Below are 18,547 nucleotides of genomic sequence, written 5' to 3' on the forward strand. Positions count from 1 at the left end.
TAAACGAGGAGTTGGAAGCATGGAGAAGACGCCGATCCAAGAAGATCAAATCACACGTAGACAATTTTTGACAACAGTCGGGAAAATAGGTGGGTCAGCTGCACTATTTAGTGTGATGGGAACATTAGGACTGCTTTCACCGGAAACGATGAAAGCGGCTGACTATACGCCGCCATCGAAATGGGATCTTACTTCGACGAACCGCAATGGAAAGAAAATTATTATCCTTGGCGCAGGGATCGCCGGAATGACAGCAGCGTATGAGCTTGGCATGGCAGGATATCAATGCACGATTCTGGAGGCAAGAGCGCGTGCCGGCGGAAGAGCATGGTCCGTACGCAGAGGAACAACAGTAACTGAAATTGGTGGTACGAAGCAGGTTGCTCGCTTTGACAATGGGATGTACTTCAACGCGGGGCCGATGCGGATTCCTCAATTTCACGTGACACTGGACTATGCTCGCAAATTTGGAGTGCCAATTGAGCCCTTTAATAATGTGAATGAGAGCGGGTATTACTACAATGAAGGTGTCGGTGAATTGTCAGGAGTGAAAATACCAAAGCGTCAGGCCAAAGCTGATGTTCGGGGCTATGTCGCTGAAATGCTGGCAAAGGCTGTTAATCAGAATGCGTTGGATCTGCCTCTAACCTCAGAAGAGAAAGCTAAGCTGGTTGCCTATCTCAAAACCGAAGGGGATTTAAGTGCTGATTTGTTCTATAAAGGATCAGAACGAGCCGGCTATGTAGAGGAACCAGGAGGTAAATTTGATGCAGGTGTCCGTAAGGATCCTTTTAGCTTAAAAGCAATTATTAATTCAGGCTTTGGGCAATTTTTTAGCAGTGAATATAGCTATGATCAGCAAATGATGATGTTCCATCCAGTAGGTGGTATGGATCAAATTGCAAAAGCTTTTGAGAAACGAGTAGGCGATCATATTGAATATCACGCGGAAGTGCAAGAGATCAAGCAATCCTCAGAAGGTGTTCGTATTCTGTATAAGGATTTGAATAGCGGTGCCAATAAGGAAGTCGCAGGTGAATTCTGCATCTGTACGATTCCACTTCCAGTGCTCAAAGACATTAAAGCTGACTTCTCGCCCGAAATGTCAACGGCCATCTCGAAAATTAGCTATGCTTCGGCGGGGAAGATTGGTCTTCAGTTTAAGCGTCGGTTCTGGGAAGAAGATGAACAGATCTACGGTGGAAGCTCTTTGACGAATATGGATATTGCCAATATCTATTACCCGCCGACAGACTATTTTGCCAAAAAAGGGATACTGCTAGGTTATTACACGTTCGGTGGCAGCGCCGATAAAATCGGTAAAATGTCATTAGCAGCGCGGGAAGATTATGCTATCAGTCAAGGGGCAAAGATTCATCCGCAATACTATAAAGAATTCGAGACTTCCTTCTCGGTCGATTGGAAGAAAATAAAGTATAATCTAGGCGGATGGGCCTCTTACACGGCAGATGATCGCAAAAACTATTACCCAACACTTTGCAAACCAGATGGCCGTATTTATTTGGCTGGGGAGCACATTAGTTATATTACCGCATGGCAAGCTGGTGCGATTGAGTCTGCGCGGAAAGTCGTCACTGAAATTCATGAGCGCGTAATGAAAGAGTAGAAAGAGAAGGAGAAGGAGTGAAATAGGATGAATGTAACGAACATAACAAGGAAGTGGAAGACCATTGTTGCTGTCACAGTGGGTTCATGCCTGATTTGTGTAAGCGCCTATGCGGCAGGGGCGGAGAAATCCAATAAATACCCAGCAGAACCGATTAATGAAGTTGAATTCTACGGAAATCCGGCCTCTTCGATTGCTACTGGTGTGTCCATTCCTGCTGGCTCATCTACGTTATTTACAAGTGGAACCGTGCCGCCAGTTCTCAATAAAGATGGGAAGACAATCTACGAGAAGTATGGCGATACGAAAGCACAAGGCGTGGGCATCCTGAAAGAAATTGAGAAGCAATTAAATGATAAAGGGTTAACACTGGCGGATGTCGCTTATCTACGTGTTTACGTTGCAGCTGATGCAGCGAAAGAGGGCAAATTTGATTATCAGGGCTGGTTTGACGCATATGCACAATTCTTCGGTACTGAAGCGAATCCTGTGAAGCCAGCTCGCTCTACCGTCGGTGTGGCAGGCCTCGTGAGCTCGGATTGGTTAATTGAAATTGAAGCTGTTGCTGTCTATCCCAAGCACCATAACCAAGACTAATGAAGGGGAGTTGATGATTGTATGCTGCAAAATATAGGTTTCCCAGGCATCATGTTAATTTTATTGGTTGTCTTAGTCTTGTTTGGACCCTCCAAGTTGCCAGAGCTTGGTCGTGCAGTTGGAAGAACGCTGCATGAATTCAAAAATTCAGCGAGAGAGCTGGTTGGGGAAGGGAAAGAGTCGCCAGAGCACCTGGAAGTCTCGGACAAGAAAGTGGATAAGGCGAACGTGTAGAGAAGTAGTAAGGTTCATAGCTGGGAAGGCAGATCCTGTATATTCTCCCTAGGGAGACATATAAGGGATCTGCTTTTTTTTTCAAAACCTATAGAAAACACAGGTTTTTCTATTTTTAATACAAGCAGGAAGCCTGAGGATGTGATAAAGTGTGCTCACGTTTAGATGATCCAACTATTTCCAATATAGGGAGGGAAGGCTGTTGAAGCTCAGCACTAATGTGGATGTGATCAAAGAACCCTTTCATCTTAATCATGAAAAGTCGAGTAGGAATCCGAATTGGGAAGTGTATCATGCGCATACCTGTATGGAGTTCCTCTATGTCTATGAAGGGTACGGACGTGTGGAAGTAAACAAAAGGTGGTTCAATATTGAGCCAGGATGTCTGCTCATTTTTCAGCCCTATCAGCTGCATCGCATTCAAATAAAAGGGCCTTTTGTCCGTTCCGTCCTCATGTTTGATCCGTATCGACTAGATGCAGGGCTTCGGGCTTTTCGCGGGATTCGCACGTGGTTTAACACCCTCTGGAAGCTTGCGCTAGTTTGTCCTGTATTGCCGCAACAACAGCACGCAGCCAAGTTATATGAGCATTTATCTAGCAAATTAAGGCGTTTGCCCCCTCATAAACAGCAAGAGGAGTTTGTTCTCTGCTTACTAGCTCTGCTTCAGCAAATCGAGCCATTCGAAGGTGATCTCCTTCAGGGTCATAAGGAATTGCGCCAAGTGAATAGCAACCATACAGCAGGACAGATCACAGAGTGGATTGAACGACACTACAGAGATAAATTCGACTTACAGCGCATGTCGGACGATTTGCACCTGTCTACCTTTTATTTATCTCATATTTTTCGTCAATCAATGGGTTGTACGATTACTGAATTCATAATTTCGCGAAGATTAAAGGAAGCTTGTCTGCTATTGGAAACGACATCGAAGACAGCGAGTTTCATTGCGCAAGAAGTGGGGTTCCAGAACGGTTCTTACTTTTCACGCGTGTTCAAAACGGTACTAGGCACCACGCCCAAAGCTTATCGCATGCAAGTATAAAAGACAGCAATACCGTGCAAGTTCTGAACAATAGCGGAAAACACGGGCTTAGGATTCTCTCCTATAATTTGAAATGTAAGCGCTAACCATAAGAATCGTAGGAGGAATAATGATGAACACATTTTTCAAGAATTTCAAAGGCAGGAAGCGTATGATTGTGCTGCTCTCATCTGTCATGGTCTTGGCGATTCCCTCAGTAGCGGGTGCAGCTACGACCACATTAGGGCCATTTGATGATTCTTATGTTCATGAAGGGAACCCAACTAGCAATTTCGGGACAGCGACATCATTATATGTCAAAAATGACCCCGGTGCCTCTCGGTATACGTACCTCAAATTTAGCCTGGCAGGCCTTTCGGGGGTTACGAGCGCGAAACTGGGGGTGTACGGCAGTGCCTCATCGTCGACTGTCTTGTCGGCCTATCAAACGACGGATAGCTGGACGCAATCCGCTATTACTTGGAACACGAAACCGACAGTGGGTACATCAGCAGGGAGTGTTGGCATCAATACGACGAACACGTACAACGAAATTGATGTTACCTCGTATGTCACCGCAGAGGCAGCTGGGGATGGTGTCGTTTCATTTGCTCTGCAGGAAAGTGTAGGTAAATACACGACTTTAAATAGTAATGAGAATGCGTCGAATAAACCGCAGCTTGTTATTGTCAGTGGCAGTGGAGGCAGCGGTGATACACAGGCGCCAACCACACCAACAGGTCTGACTGGCACAGCGGCTTCTAGTAGTCAAATTAACATCAGCTGGAGCGCTGCATCCGATAATGTGGCTGTAACGGGGTACGATGTGTATCGTAATGGTTCGCTGCTCAAAACGGTCACTGGCACTTCGACGTCAGATGCAGGATTATCGGCTTCCACGTCTTACAGCTACTATGTCAAGGCGAAGGATGCTGCGGGTAATGCCTCCAGTCAGAGCAGTACAATTAATGTGTCCACTTCAGCAGGATCAACACCAACAGGTTGTACGAATGCACTCAATACTACGGCAGCTATTCAAAATGCGCTGATTAACGCGACAGCGGGGTCCACCATTTTACTGGCACCAGGCACGTATGTGGGGAATCGGTCAACCAGCGGTGACCCTGGCGGCCAAGGTCTCTTTTATTCGGGACAAAGCGGCACAGCTTCGAATCCCATTAAGCTTAAAAGTTGTGATGCCGCCAACCCGGCTGTTCTGAAAGGAGCAAACGTGAATGATGGCTCGTATGGTATTCATTTGACAGGCGACAACTGGCAAATTCGCGATATCGAAGTTACGAATGCGCAGAAGGGCATCATCATCGACAATGGGAATAATAATCTACTGAATAATGTCAATGTTCATTACGTCGGCGACGAAGGTGTTCATTTCCGCGATGGCAGTTCGTATAATACGCTGACGTATTCCCTCATCTATGATACAGGCAAATACCAAGCCGGTTATGGAGAAGGCGCTTATGTTGGATCAGATTCCAGCTCTGACTATGAGCATGTTGTGATAGGGAATACGATCAGTCATACGAATTTTAACGGTGGGATTACCGCGGAACATATTGATGTAAAAGAAGGGGCGAGTGACACAATCATCGAATATTGCACGTTTAATGGCACGGGAATTAGCGGAGCGAACAGTGCAGACAGCTTCATCGATGTCAAAGGCGTGAATACCATAATTCGTTATAACCAAGGGTTCCGAAATGGAAACGCGAATGTGGTCGATGCTTTTCAAGTTCGTACGCATGGAACGGATTATGCCACGGGCACGAATAACGCATTTGACCATAATACGGTGAACTTGGATAACTCATCGGGCTATGTTGTCTACGCAACAAGTGCAGCTACAGGGACGACAGCAGCGAATGATACGCGGACAGGTGGAGGAAATCTGTATAATACGAACGTGAATTAGTCGACGAGCGCGTCTATGTATGTGAGGGGGCCCTGAAAGGGGCTCCTTTTGCCCTATATACAAGCTAAATATCGACATTCGGTCCTAAGTATGGGATTATGAGAAGATGAGAGTGGAGACGCCATATGGCATCTGCTCAGACAAGGGTAACTACTACGCAGGGAGTGAAAGGCATGTCACGCAAGTGGGAAAGAATGGTTAGCAAAAATTCAAAAAAGGTGAACCAGACCCGTTCTAAACAAGGGAAAGCACCGATTTCAACGGATCCGGATCGTCCAGTGGTATTCAAAGGGAGAAGCATTATGTTAGCTGCGTTTTTCATCGTAGTTTCAATCTTCTTATTGATTACGTTGACCAAAACCGAAGGGGACAAGATGTACTGGTATACAACACTCAGTTATCTGGTTGTTGGGGTGTTAATTTATTTTGTACGTAGACCTTACTTGCGCGTAACCAAAACGAATCTCTCGAAGAGAGGTTTAGCTAGGGAACTTGTGCTTGGTGCGGAAAATATTAAAGAAATTGTCCATGCACCTGGTCAAATCATTATTGAGCTGACGGGCAAATCGCCGCGTTGGGTATACAACAAAACCTTCAACCGCTTCGATATTCCTGCTATGGCAGCCAAATTGAAAAAGTTCGCTGAGCAGAATCGCATTGCTTATGTAGATAAAACCGTCTAAAACATAGAAATGGAAGATAACCTTCAGTGCCACAGTGTGGTGTTGGAGGCTTTTTTCTGTCTGCATGGCAAATGGCAGTCATTTTTCTGCTAGATTCGGAATACTAGTTTAGGAGGGAGAAAAAGGGGGAATACGCCATGCTCACATTAAAATCCTGGACAGGTTTATTTCATAGGGGAGCGGGAACCGTTGCCGCTGATATTTACCATACGGTTAAAGTGCGAGCGCCTCGCGATTATTTCAGTCGGGCTGATGCATTCTTAGAGGATATTGTGTATACCTCGCAAGAAGAGTTGGAAGGAATTAACAAAACCTTTCTCGTGAATCTGTTATTTGATAATTTTATGGATCATGTCCGCAAGGGGAAGGATCTATACAGCTATATTTTACAACTCCGGAGTAAATTCGGTGGTATCGTCGCAAGCAGTAATAGCAACGATCGTCCTTCTGGAGGCAACGTGCCTGGCTTTCAATGGGGACTCTCCTTTCAGGTAGGGAACACGGATCGAACGGGTCATTTGACACTGAACGTCCGATTACACCCGGCCGAGGTCAATCGGATGAGGGTCTTCTTCGACGATATGAATTGGAAACATCATCATCCACTCAATATGGAAATGAATGAACTCCTGTCGCTCCTCTTTATTGAATTCATTACGGAGCTCCGGAATGGATTAAGTGAGGAGACGAAGGAGGAGATCATTGCGGCTATTGTTCATAAATGGGGAGACCAATAGCTTGCTTGTCCTCCGTATGGAAATACCCACTCTCAACGGTTTGTTGGAGAGTGGGTGTTTGTGTTGTCATTTTCAATTGTCTATACGGGATTCCTCGATCCAATTGATTCTTTTGGTCAGCATGCCGGAAAGTGCTGCCTCTGCGGCAGTATGCTCCGTTTGCAGCCGATTAACGACAGGTCGAATGTGATTCAACGCGGAGAGCGTTTGGTTTTGCGAGTTGTTGATGCGTCCTTGGACAATCCAGTCGGCAATGAGTCCATCAAACCAATAGTCAGCCATTTTCAATGTGGAGCTGATATCAATCTCAATTTGGAAACTATGATGCAAGTCTTTCAGTTCGCTTTGGAAATTCAGAATCTGATGATTCGCCTGCTGAATAAACGTTTTGGCATCATCCACATGACTATGCTTGGCATGGGTACTTAACATACCACCACCCCATAAGTCCCACTTTCCCCAATTCTCAGCTTTATCCAAGCTATTGGAGGCATCCGTTAAGGAAGCTAGTACGAGCCTTCCTGCGGTTAAAGCTTCTTGAAGCTCTTTGACGAGTAGTTTCTGATCGGCGATGGATTCGTTCATAGACGCTAGCTCATGCGATGAAGCGGGGACGTGAAGGAGTGCGTCTTCCTTAAGAGCCATCAGTTTCTCGTATTCGACTTCCGCAAGTTGAAATTTAGCTAGATCATCACCTACTTGGATCAATGCGTTCTTCGTGTCTAGCAGCGCCTTCTTCGCCGCATCTAATTGCAGTGCAGAGGCAAGTACTTGTTGACGTTCCATGTCCAGTTGTTCCGCTTTACTGCGAAGTATGGTGTGAAATAGATTAACTAATGATAACCGAGTCAATTTGTCAACATCTGCTTGCTCTGATTCTAGCTGTAATTCAAGTCGTAGGATAAGGCGTTCTTGCTCGTTTACTCTGTTCAGAAGCTCTTCTCTTCTGCGCTCGGCTTTGTGCAGACGAAACATGCGTTCTTTCGCATCTCGTAATCGAAGGTTCAAATCATCCGGCATCGTAATCCCTCTTTTCCCAACATTTGTTAGATGTTCCCTTTTTCAATACGTTCGAGCTGGTTGCGGGTTTCGAAAATCGAATGATTTCCTATGCCAAATAGCACTTCTCTATGCTATAATACATTCTTTGCGAGTTTGGTTTTGCTAGAAAGAGCGGCAATACCAGAAAAAAAGATAGAGAGAAATAGGAGAAGAGATACCATATGATTACGAAACAACGATCACCACTCGTGCAAGCTTTGGATTTAAAACCTCATCCTGAAGGCGGCTGGTATAAAGAGCTATGGAAGGCCTCCTTCGAAATTCCGAAAGAGATTCTGTCTGAAGCTTACTCCGGCTCACGGTATGCAGCAACTTCGATTTATTTCCTGCTCCATCCGGAAGAGTTTTCAGAATGGCACACGGTGTTGTCTGATGAATTATGGCTGTGGCATTCAGGCAGTCCAATCTTACTTACCCTTGGCGGAACTAGTGAACAGCCTGAAGTGACACAAGAGTTCATTCTGGGGCCTGATGTGTTGAAGGGTCAGCATCCGCAAGCACTTGTTCCTGCACATGTATGGCAGATGGCGAAGCCGCTGGGTGATGAACCAGTTCTGGTATCCTGTGTGGTAGCGCCAGGTTTCCATTATGATGACTTCAAACTAATTTCGAAATAAGGATAAGTTTGGAAAAGGGTCGCTTCATGATGAAGACGGCTCTTTTTTCTTGAAGAAAGAGGATACAAGCAACCACACATTCAACACAATAAACGTAATAAAACACATATTCACGCCGATTGTTGTACAATAAAATGGAGTTAAGGCTAGTAAACTAACGAGGTGGCAGCATGGTTAATATTTTGGTCGTAGATGACGAACCGATGATTTGTAAGGGTGTTGCGACGATTTTGAAGCAGTCGAAGTTGGACATCAACGAGGTATTTATCGCGTATAACGGGTTTGAGGCGCTGGATTTTATACATTTGGAGACGATAGATCTCGTTTTCACGGATATTCAAATGGAGAAAATGAATGGCATAGAGCTCATCGAGAACATTTTCCTCGAGGATCCATCCATTCCGATCGTCATTTTATCAGCGCATGGTGAGTTTGAATACGCGCAGAAAGCGATACGTTTTGGAGCAAAGGAGTATCTGGTAAAGCCGATTACGCCGCCGCATCTCCTTTCGGTCGTGACGAAGCTGCTTAAGGAGAAGGAGGAGAAAGGACAACGCTTCGCGAACTGGGAAGGCTCTCGTTCATTGCCAGGCCATATGTCGCATGAGACGAACTATTATTTGAACGAACTGGTAACAGGGACGATCCATGAGTCCGAGGTTACTTCTATTATAGAGACATTAGGCAATCGGATGGATGGGCCCTATTTTAGCATGATGAGCATCAAATTATCGCTGGAACGCGGTGGTATCCATGATCAGGAAATAGCGACCGGGAAGGATCGCAGTCTGTTGAAGTACGCCGCATTGAACATTATGGAGGAAACGGCGAGTCAGTGGAGTCACTTCATTTTCAACAATCATAACTCTACTTTTACCCTGCTGCTGCAAGTTACGGAAGAGGAGAGCCGAGGTTCACTTCGCGTAAATCAACTACTGATGGTGGCACAAATGATTCATACCAATCTGCAGAAGTATTTGAATGTGAAAAGTCAGATCGGCATCTCTCGGATTCGAGAAGGGATTCCTCAATGGCCGGTGATGTACAAGGAAGCGCTCGAAAGCTTAGCTTGCTGTGAAACCAACAAAGGGCACTATATGTTCTATATTGAAGATAAAGACAGCCTGTCGACGAACCCTAACCTAACGGTTGCTGGCGTGGATGAAGCGAATCATCGGATCGTCTATGAGACGAAGGTATACATCGAGCAGCATTTCTGCGATAAAGGCTTGAAGCTGCAAGATATTGCGGATGCGGTGCATTTAAGTCCGAATTATTTGAGTTATTTGTTTAAAAAGGTGATGGGGACGAACATTTGGGACTATGTCACCAAGCTGCGGATGGAAGAAGGCAAGCGTCTGATTCTGACGACAGATAAGCGTCGGTACGAGATATCGGAGGAGATTGGGTACGAGTCACCGGAGCACTTTAGCAAAATATTCAAGAAGCATTTCGGGATTAATATCTCCGAAGTGAAGCAAGCAGGTACGTAAGATACGACATACTTAGCGTAATACGACACATCGCCCTTGGAATGATCTCCCTTTATAATCAAAAATGTAGCAACCACAAGTGAGAAGCGATTCGAAAGGGGAACTAAACATGAATGCAAAGAAAGCGTCTACAATGAGTGCAATTGCTTTAACGGTATTACTAGCGGGGTGTAGTTCCAGCACGGGAACAACGAGCACAGCCAGCCCAACGCCAGCTGCGAAAGAAACAGCTGCTGCAGCAACAGCAACACCTGCGGCGAAGAAAGTAACAATTACGGCAGAGAGCTTTAAATCCGATCAAAAGGAAAAGAATGATCAATTGGATCAACGTATCGCGCGTTTCAAAGCGAAAAATCCAAATGTTGATTTCAAAAAGGATGACTGGCAGTACAATCCGCTTGAAATCGGGATTAAAATGGCTTCCAACAGTGCGCCAACCGAGTATACGACGTATGCAACAGAAGGTAAAGTACTTGTCGATAAGAAATGGGTAGCTGATATTACGGATTCAATGAGCGCTTGGGCACATTCCAAGGATATGAATGATCTGCTCTCCAAACCGTTTGTTGTTAACGGTAAAACGTACGGCGTGCCAATCGATGGTTACGTGATGACAATTACATTGAATAAAAAGTTGTTCAAAGATAAAGGCGTAGCTCTTCCTCCAATGGACTGGACGTGGGATGATCTGCTTGATGCAGCTCGTAAAATCAATGATCCAGCCAAAGGTATCGCAGGCTTCATCCCGATGGGTAAAGGACCAGAAGCCGGCTGGAACTGGACGAATTTCCTTTACGCAGCAGGCGGCGATGTTCAAAAGCTAGATAATGGTAAAGTCGTTGGCACGTTCAATTCAGACGCAGGTTTGCAAGCGCTTGAATTCTACAAAAAGCTGAAGGATGAGAACCTAATCCCGCAAAACTGGGCGCTTGGCTATGGCGATGCATTGAATGCGTTCGCACAAGGACGTGGCGCAATGGTTATGTGCGGAAGCGGTAACGCAGCAGATACGGCAATCAATGAAGGCGGAATCAGCAAGGATGATGTCGTTGTTTACCCAATGCCTTCCTTCACAAAAGGTGGAAAACATACAGGCGTATTAGGCGGTAACTACCGTGTTATCAATCCGAAGAGCGACAAAGATCAACAAGAAGTGGCGTTCAAATGGATCACTGATGAGTATTTCACTGACGATTTCTTGAACTCAACTCAAAAAGAAATCGAAGATCGTAAAGGTAAAAACCGTGTGTACATTCCACAACCGATCAACTACTGGAAAGATTCTTCCGATTTCGGTAAAAAATACACGGATCTATTAACGAAGTATGACAACGTATTCAAATATGATCCGCAATTGCTAGCTTTATGGGATGGCAAACCGGAAGCACAATACGAAGCTCAAAAGTTCTACACAGAAATGGCAAACGTGATTCAAAAAGTATTCACAACGAAAGATGTGGATTTGAAAAAAGCACTGTCTGATGCCGCGGCCAAAGTGCAAACGGAAACGTTTGACAAAGTGAAGGTCGAATAGGTAAGCCTAAACTTACTTCTACACGCGGCCGCTTGCTAAGTAGGAAGTGGCCGTGGGTAGAGGTTTTCTCAAAATATTAGAATATATATGTTTCACTTAATAAATCGGCTAATTTTCTCCATAAACGCAATCGTCCTAAGAGGACAATGTAGCCGTTTATTTTGCTAAGGAGTGTATCGGATGGATGCAGAGCTAAGCGTACAACCTGTTGTTGGAAACAGAGTAGCGAAAAAGAAAATGAACTGGTATTTATGGGGTACGTTGTTTATTTTACCTGAAGTGGTGTTATTCATTATCTTTTTATGGGTGCCTATTTTCAAAGGGATTTTCTATAGCTTCTACACGGTTGATTTTGTAGAAGGCAATCATTTCACTGGATTAGCAAATTATGTGAGTATTCTTAAAGACGATCTGCTTTGGATTTCAATCAAGAATACGTTGATGTATATGGCTTTAGGTATTATTCTTGGCTTTTGGATCCCGCCTCTGGTGGCGATAGCCGTGTCAGAGCTGCGCAGGTTCCAGGGTGCGGCACGCATCATCAGTTATTTGCCAAGCGCTGTTCCAGCGATCGTTTTGTATGGGATGTGGATGTGGTTCTATGATGCAGTAGGCCCAATTAACAGCTTTTTACAGAAATTTGGGATTCCCCAAGTGTCCTTCTTCAGTCCCAAAATGGCGATGGTCTCGATTGTTATTCTAGAAACATGGCAAAGCTTTGGCGCAGCAACGCTCATTTATATCGCGGCGATCGTAGGCATTCCGAAGGATTTATACGAAGCGGCCGAAATTGATGGTGCCAGTGTCTGGCAGCGTGTGCGCTATATTATTTTGCCAAGTATCAAAACCTTAATGATGTTGTTATTGCTTCTGCAATTGATCACAACTTCACAAGGGTTCCAAGCGCAATTATCGATGACGGACGGTGGTCCTGATAATGCAACGCTGACGTACTTATTATGGCTCAACCACACAGCGTTCCGCGATTTGGATTTCGGGAAAGCAAGCGCAATGGGCAGCCTGATGTTCTTCGTTCTGATTTTAATGTCCATTGTATACAACGTCATGCAGCGTAGGAGTGAGAAAGCATGAAGCAGGGTGAACGCGGATTAATATCCACACATGATTTCAAAAAAGGATCCGTCAAATTTGGCTACGCGCTTATTGTGCTGCTCATTGTAGGGATTGCGGTTACGACGATTTATCCGTTCTTGAATACATTCTTTGGTTCCTTGAAGACACGCGAAGAATTTTTCACCTTTCCACCGACGTTTTTTCCGAAGCATTGGATTTGGAAAAACTATAATGATGCATTCACAGCTTTCGATCTACCACTTTTGACCTTTTTGAAAAATACGATCTTCATCTATGTCGGTAATGTCGTATGTTCCCTATTATTTATCGGGCTCGCCGCGTATGCCTTATCGCATTTGAGAGTGCCGTTCAAGAGATTGATTACCCTATTCTTCTTCTCGACACTGTTGATACCGCCGGCCACATACATCGTTCCGAACTTTTTGAATTTGAAAAGCTTAGGCTTGATCAACACGTACTGGGCGTTCTGGCTGCCTGCTGCGGCCAATGCGTATTTCATGCTGCTGCTCAAAAATTTCTTCGATGGCATTCACAAGGAAGTGTTGGAAGCTGCACGAATTGATGGCGCTAGTGAATTCAAATCCTTCATTCGGATTGCCGTACCACTATCGACACCGATTATTGGAACGTTGCTGATGCTGTCGTTCTCGACGACGTGGAATGATTTCTACTGGCCGAACATCGTGATGACGGATAAAAGCATGTATCCGCTCGCGACGGGAATTTACCGTTATGTCGTGTATTACAACTCGGTCATCCCATGGAGTGTACGATTCGCTGTCTTGACGATGGCCATGCTGCCGCCGGTACTGTTCTTCCTGATTTTCCAAAAGTTTATGGTTCGTGGTTTATCCGTGTCTAGCGTGAAAGGCTAGAGGGAAACGCCCATCAGAATGCGAATTCTGGAGGCGTTTTCTTTTTGCTTAGAGGAGATTGCCTCTGATTTAGCGAACCTACTGATAGTTTAGATTACAGAGGTGCTTTACATGGAGCGGTGCTGGTGGGGTGGCAAGCTTTTGAAAGGATGGTAAGCTGGAATGCGTAAGATGCTGCAAAATATGAACTTGATGAAAAAATTGATCCTGCTGCTCATCGTTTTTGTAGTGATTCCGATTCTCGTACTGGATCTGGTCGTTGCGAAGAAGCTGGAATCCATTACAGAAGAACAGGTGGGGAATGCCCTGCTTCAATTAGTACGTGGCAGCCACTTGACCCTTGATCGGGAGAGCAGTGATTTTGAAGAAAAAACCGAGAAAATTATGATTTCGCAAGAAATCCAACAATTGGTTAGCGTGCCATCCTCGTCTGAGTATGAGCGTTTTGAGATCTTTAAAGCGCTAGACAAATATTTGAATAATTATTCCACGAATTCCGTGCGGTATTCCCTATTTTTCTCTGACAAAGATAAGCTCTATTCGTTCGTTCCGAATTCGGATTTGCTGAATAACGGAGTGTTCTATTCGACGGATATGACGGATCTCTCTTGGTATAAAGCGGTCTCCACGGCCAAAGGCAAGGGCATTATTCGGGTTATGGATAAGTTCGGCTTTAACCCGAATAACACACAAACTGTGGCATATTTACGGCAATTAAACAGCATTTATAATGGGGAAACCGTGATCGGTTACTTGGTTGTGTCGGGTATCGAGACGCCGCTGCAGATGGATTTCGTCCCCTTTGATAAGTACAAAGATGCGGAATTACTGCTGTTGGACGAAGAAAATACGGTGTTGGCAACGAATACCCAAGCCTTCCCCATCGGTTCGAAGGTCGCAGTACCTGCTGACAAAGTGGATGGCGTGTATAAGCAACATGAGAACGGAAACGAGATCATGTCTGTTATTCATACCAGTGAATATTCGACGACGAAGCTGTTGATGCGCGTGCCGGTGCAGTCGATCATTGTGGATCATATTAGTGTCCAGCGGCTAGTAGATTGGATTATGTTGATTTACTTCTTGATTCTCATTTTGGCGAGCATGTACTTCATTCAATCGATCCTAAAGCCGATCTCCCGGTTAGCTCGGATCACGAATTCCTACCATCCAGGCAGGCCGCTCGCGATTACGCTGCATGCAGAGAGTAAAAATGAGATCGTGTTGCTTAACAATCATTTCATTCACATGACGAATCGGTTGAATCAGACGATTTATGATCAATACGAGCTTGAATTGAAGCACAAGGAAGTCGAATTATCGATTTTGCATACCCAAATCAATCCGCATCTGCTCTATAACACCTTGGAGTCTGTCTACTGGCATACGTTGATGGAGGGGGCAGCCGAGTCGGCTGAAATGATCAAAGATTTGTCGCTTATTATGCGTATCGGGCTTAGCAAGGGCAAGCTGCTCATTCCGATTATGGAAGAAATCAATCATGCCGAGGCCTATGTAAGGCTTCAGCTTTTCCGCTATGAATATAGCTTCCAGGCGCATTGGGAAATCGAAGAAGAGGCCAAACGATTCTTGATGCCTAAAGTCGTGCTGCAGCCGATTATCGAGAATGCAATTCTACACGGGATCAAAAACATGGAGCAAGACGGTGAGTTATGGATTAAAGTGAAGCAGGCGAACGGCAAAGTCATCATCAGCGTAGAAGATAATGGATATCGCTCCGCGGATATCGGGATGTTGAACGCCATTTTGCATGGGAAAGAGAATAATAAAGGGTTTGGAATTATTAATGTGCAGAAGCGGATTCAGCTGCATTTTGGTGAGGGTTATGGGCTGCAGTATGCACTCAGGGAAGATCAGGGCGTTCGTGCTTGGATTGAGATTCCGGCTGTGTTGGATGAGACGGAGTGGAAGTAGCAGTCCCCCTCAGCGGGGGCGCTGCCATTTCTTGCGATAGACCAGTGGCGTGTCGCCTGTACGGTCCTTGAATAGGTTGATGAAGTGACTGACATTGTCTATGCCCACTGCTGCGGCGATCTCGGATATGGGCATATCCGAGTATTTCAAACGCTCCTTTGCATGGCTCATTCGAATACCGATTAGGAACTCGTGCGGAGAGAAGCCGGTATATTGCTTGAAGCGTTTGGCTAAATGAAACTTGCTAACGGCGTGCTCATGAGCTAGCTGATCGAGTGAAATGGACTCTGTATATCGCAATTCAAGTGTTTGGCAAATGTCTTCAATGTAACGAGGCTTGTCCACTTCGGACAAGTCTCCTTGCTGTGCGGAGAGGACGATTGTTGTCAGCAGTTCAACTAGTAATTTGGAGGTCAGCAGTTCACTTGCTGCGCTTCTTTGTTGTTGAATTTGGAGGGCTTGTCTCACTAACGCAGGCACTGGCGTTTCATGCGGCAGTTGCAGGACAGGCTCATGCATCGCTGTATAATGCTCATAATAGGCTGCCGTCGAGCTGCCTGTTAAATGAACCCATAGCAGCTCTAGAGGCTCGCTGGGATCAGATGCATAATGATGATAATCCTGACAATGGATAAAGAATACTAGATGGGCTTGTAAAGCGTAAGTTTTACTCCGATAGGTTAGATTGCCGGATCCCTTTAAGATATAGACGATGAGATAGGAATCCAGCCCTTCTCGTTCCGTGTAGTAACCAGGAAGCGTATGGAAGTGACCTATTTCCTGCACGTAATACAAGTTTGCTTTCGCAAATGCGGAAGGACTTGAGATGAAGCGAATGGAGTCCTCAGACCATGCGGTAGTGAAATTCTCTTTCATACGGGATAACCAACTCCGAGCAAGATTCTATTATTTTTAACCAAGATACTTGGATGTTATCTGTATTGTAAGCCATTACAATGAGTTTATAAAGTTATTATTTATGAATGAATGGAGTGGTGAACATGTCGATATATCCCGCTATTAAAGCAAGTCTTAAACCACGGATTGGTTTATATTCGGTTGGGCTTCGCGCCTATTGGGAGCAGTTTCCTGGACTTAAAGAGCGTCTGGAAGAATACGGACGATTCATCGAACGCAAAATGTCCGCATGGGCGGATGTGTATTACTATGGTCTTGTTGATACAGAAGGAGAGGGACGGAAGGCTGGCGAGTGGCTGAATGAACGTCATGTTGACCTTGTTTTCTGTCACGCGGCAACTTATTCGACGAGCTCAACCGTGTTGCCTGTGCATCAAATTTGTAAAGCGCCGGTTGTGTTTCTCAACTTGCAGCCAACGGCTAGACTCAACTACGAGCAATCCACGACGGGGGAATGGTTAGCGCATTGCGGAGCTTGTCCTGTACCGGAGTTTGCTAACGTATTCAATCGCGCAGGTATTCCGTTTCGTGTGGTGAACGGAGTTCTAGGACTTGATTACACGCCAGCGATTTCCCTAACGGACGAGGTGACGCATGAGCGCCGTGAAGCGATCCGTGCATGGAAGGAGATCGAAGAGTGGGTTCGCGCCGCAGCTGTGCCTAGAACGCTTCAGCAGAGCCGTTTCGGCTTCCTTGGCAATACGTACAGCGGCATGCTGGATATGTATAGTGATTTTACCATGATTTCCGCGCAGACAGGTTTGCATGTCGAAGTGTTGGAAATGTGTGATTTGGACCGCATGCTGCGTGAGGTGACTCCGCAGGATGTGAAACGGAAGTTGGATGAGCTGCATGAGATGTTCCAAATTAGCGGAGACTCGCCATCAGATCCGATTGCGAAAAAGCCGACAGAGGAGCAGCTCGCATGGTCCTGCAAGGTTGCTGCTGCGCAGGAGAAGCTGGTGCGCGCTTATGATTTAGACGCCTTGTCGTACTATTACCACGGTGCGCCTGGTGGTGAATACGAGAAGCTGCAAGGCGGCTTCATCGTGGGGCACTCGCTGCTGACTGCGCGAGGAATTCCTTGTTCTGGCGAAGGCGACCTGAAGACAGCTGTCGCGATGAAAATCAGCGACATTCTCGGCGTCGGCGGCTCCTTCTCCGAAATCGTCGTAGTCGATTACATCGACGAGACGATTCTGCTGGGCCATGACGGACCGTTCCACATCGCGATTTCCGAAGGAAAGCCGATTCTACGCGGCATGGGGCTGTATCACGGGAAGCAGGGCACCGGCGTTTCCGTCGAGGCGAAGGTAAAAACCGGAGCGATCACGACCTTGAACGTGACGCAGACTGGCGACGGCAGGCTGAAGCTGATCTCTAGTGAAGGCGAGTCGACGAACGGGCCTATCATGAAGATCGGCAACACGCAGACGCCGGTGAAATTCCGTGAGCATCCAGACGCGTACATGTCGCGCTGGTTCGCTGAGGCTCCGACGCATCATTGCGCGATGTCGATTGGGCACAATGCGTCTCAGTTTCAGAAGGTCGCGGAGCTGATGAACGTGAAGCATGTGATGTTGTAAGTGGTAATTGGAGATCGTTAGTCCGAAATCGTCGAATTAACTACTCGATTCGCGGCATTGATACTTGAATAGTCCGAATTTGCAGAACTAAATCGTCCCGTTCAACTTGTCGTATCGAAAAGGGGGGATTTAGTTCGATAGAAGCTGACTATTTGATAATACTGAAAAGGAATCATCCTTTTAATTCGGATATTTCGGGTTAAATCAGAGTCAGACGGTCAAATCGACTTGGCATGTGCAGCAGAGTCGATGAGGGTGTTGCAAGTCGATAAAGTCGACTTGCCGTGTGTGAAAGAGACGATAGGGCACTGCAAGTCGATAAAATCGACTTGTCCTGTCTGAAAGGGACGAAGAGGGCGTTGCAAGTCGATTAAATCGACTTGCCCTGTCTGAAAGAGACGAAGAGGGAGCTGCAAGTCGATAAAGTCAACTTATAAAATGACGAGAGTTCGACCATAGAAGCAAAAAAACGCAGCCGTCCAAATGGGGACGGTTGCGTTTTTCTTTCATACACGTACACAGCGCCGAAGAGCTGCCACGATTTCAATTTACTTTTCAACCACCTGCTAGTGGTGCAGGAGTTATATGTGTAGGGTG

The 18,547-nt window shown here is 45.8% G+C and carries 16 protein-coding genes; 14 read left to right on the forward strand and 2 right to left on the reverse strand.

What is annotated here, in order from left to right:
• The first annotated feature begins 19 nt into the window (after positions 1 to 19).
• The 7 genes from A8709_RS11965 (at position 20) to A8709_RS11995 (ending at position 6,835) form a co-directional block, all read left to right on the forward strand.
• Complete coding sequence (locus A8709_RS11965; RefSeq protein WP_065852562.1) at positions 20 to 1,627, forward strand: flavin monoamine oxidase family protein; 1,608 nt, start codon at positions 20 to 22, stop codon at positions 1,625 to 1,627.
• A gap of 27 nt (positions 1,628 to 1,654) precedes the next feature.
• A complete protein-coding gene (locus tag A8709_RS11970) occupies positions 1,655 to 2,224 on the forward strand; it encodes a RidA family protein (RefSeq protein WP_065852563.1) in 570 nt (189 codons plus the stop codon).
• 21 nt (positions 2,225 to 2,245) lie between these two features.
• Entirely contained in the window at positions 2,246 to 2,458 is a 213-nt protein-coding gene (gene tatA, locus A8709_RS11975; protein ID WP_065852564.1) for a twin-arginine translocase TatA/TatE family subunit, read from the forward strand.
• Positions 2,459 to 2,660: 202 nt separating this feature from the next.
• A complete protein-coding gene (locus tag A8709_RS11980) occupies positions 2,661 to 3,506 on the forward strand; it encodes a helix-turn-helix domain-containing protein (protein ID WP_065852565.1) in 846 nt (281 codons plus the stop codon).
• Between the two features lie 112 nt (positions 3,507 to 3,618).
• The gene (locus tag A8709_RS33660; RefSeq protein WP_084224850.1) at positions 3,619 to 5,415 is read left to right on the forward strand and encodes a CBM96 family carbohydrate-binding protein; all 1,797 of its coding nucleotides are present in this window, start codon (positions 3,619 to 3,621) and stop codon (positions 5,413 to 5,415) included.
• 173 nt (positions 5,416 to 5,588) lie between these two features.
• Positions 5,589 to 6,098 (forward strand): hypothetical protein, encoded by a 510-nt coding sequence (locus A8709_RS11990; protein ID WP_065852566.1) that lies wholly within the window; start codon positions 5,589 to 5,591, stop codon positions 6,096 to 6,098.
• Positions 6,099 to 6,235: 137 nt separating this feature from the next.
• On the forward strand, positions 6,236 to 6,835 hold the full coding sequence (locus A8709_RS11995; RefSeq protein ID WP_065852567.1) for a hypothetical protein: 600 nt from the start codon (positions 6,236 to 6,238) through the stop codon (positions 6,833 to 6,835).
• Positions 6,836 to 6,907: 72 nt separating this feature from the next.
• On the opposite strand, the gene A8709_RS12000 is transcribed toward A8709_RS11995, so the two are convergent.
• The gene (locus tag A8709_RS12000) at positions 6,908 to 7,855 is read right to left on the reverse strand and encodes a hypothetical protein (RefSeq protein ID WP_065852568.1); all 948 of its coding nucleotides are present in this window, start codon (positions 7,853 to 7,855) and stop codon (positions 6,908 to 6,910) included.
• Positions 7,856 to 8,061: 206 nt separating this feature from the next.
• On the opposite strand from A8709_RS12000, the gene A8709_RS12005 reads away from it, so the two are divergent.
• The 6 genes from A8709_RS12005 to A8709_RS12030 all read left to right on the forward strand — a co-directional run bounded on the left by A8709_RS12005 (position 8,062) and on the right by A8709_RS12030 (position 15,446).
• Positions 8,062 to 8,514, forward strand: coding sequence for a cupin domain-containing protein (locus A8709_RS12005; protein WP_065852671.1), 453 nt, complete (start codon positions 8,062 to 8,064; stop codon positions 8,512 to 8,514).
• A gap of 170 nt (positions 8,515 to 8,684) precedes the next feature.
• Entirely contained in the window at positions 8,685 to 10,007 is a 1,323-nt protein-coding gene (locus A8709_RS12010; RefSeq protein ID WP_065852569.1) for a response regulator, read from the forward strand.
• Positions 10,008 to 10,116: 109 nt separating this feature from the next.
• Positions 10,117 to 11,541 carry an ABC transporter substrate-binding protein gene (locus A8709_RS12015; RefSeq protein WP_065852570.1) on the forward strand — a complete coding sequence of 475 codons (1,425 nt, stop codon included), beginning with the start codon at positions 10,117 to 10,119 and terminating at the stop codon, positions 11,539 to 11,541.
• Between the two features lie 180 nt (positions 11,542 to 11,721).
• Positions 11,722 to 12,633, forward strand: a complete 912-nt coding sequence (locus tag A8709_RS12020; RefSeq protein ID WP_244163160.1) for a carbohydrate ABC transporter permease — start codon at positions 11,722 to 11,724, stop codon at positions 12,631 to 12,633.
• On the forward strand, positions 12,630 to 13,511 hold the full coding sequence (locus A8709_RS12025) for a carbohydrate ABC transporter permease (RefSeq protein WP_065852571.1): 882 nt from the start codon (positions 12,630 to 12,632) through the stop codon (positions 13,509 to 13,511). The genes A8709_RS12020 and A8709_RS12025 overlap by 4 nt, the downstream gene beginning before the upstream one ends.
• Before the next feature lie 162 nt (positions 13,512 to 13,673).
• Positions 13,674 to 15,446: a sensor histidine kinase gene (locus A8709_RS12030; RefSeq protein ID WP_065852572.1), complete on the forward strand. Its 1,773-nt coding sequence runs from the start codon at positions 13,674 to 13,676 to the stop codon at positions 15,444 to 15,446.
• 9 nt (positions 15,447 to 15,455) lie between these two features.
• Here A8709_RS12030 and A8709_RS12035 read toward each other — a convergent pair whose 3' ends face one another.
• A complete protein-coding gene (locus A8709_RS12035; RefSeq protein ID WP_065852573.1) occupies positions 15,456 to 16,322 on the reverse strand; it encodes an AraC family transcriptional regulator in 867 nt (288 codons plus the stop codon).
• Positions 16,323 to 16,447: 125 nt separating this feature from the next.
• Between A8709_RS12035 and A8709_RS12040 the strand changes: the two genes are divergently transcribed.
• Positions 16,448 to 17,950 carry an L-fucose/L-arabinose isomerase family protein gene (locus A8709_RS12040; RefSeq protein WP_065852574.1) on the forward strand — a complete coding sequence of 501 codons (1,503 nt, stop codon included), beginning with the start codon at positions 16,448 to 16,450 and terminating at the stop codon, positions 17,948 to 17,950.
• The last annotated feature ends 597 nt before the right edge of the window (positions 17,951 to 18,547 follow it).

This window comes from Paenibacillus pectinilyticus (assembly GCF_001700435.1).
GTDB lineage: Bacteria > Bacillota > Bacilli > Paenibacillales > NBRC-103111 > Paenibacillus_E > Paenibacillus_E pectinilyticus.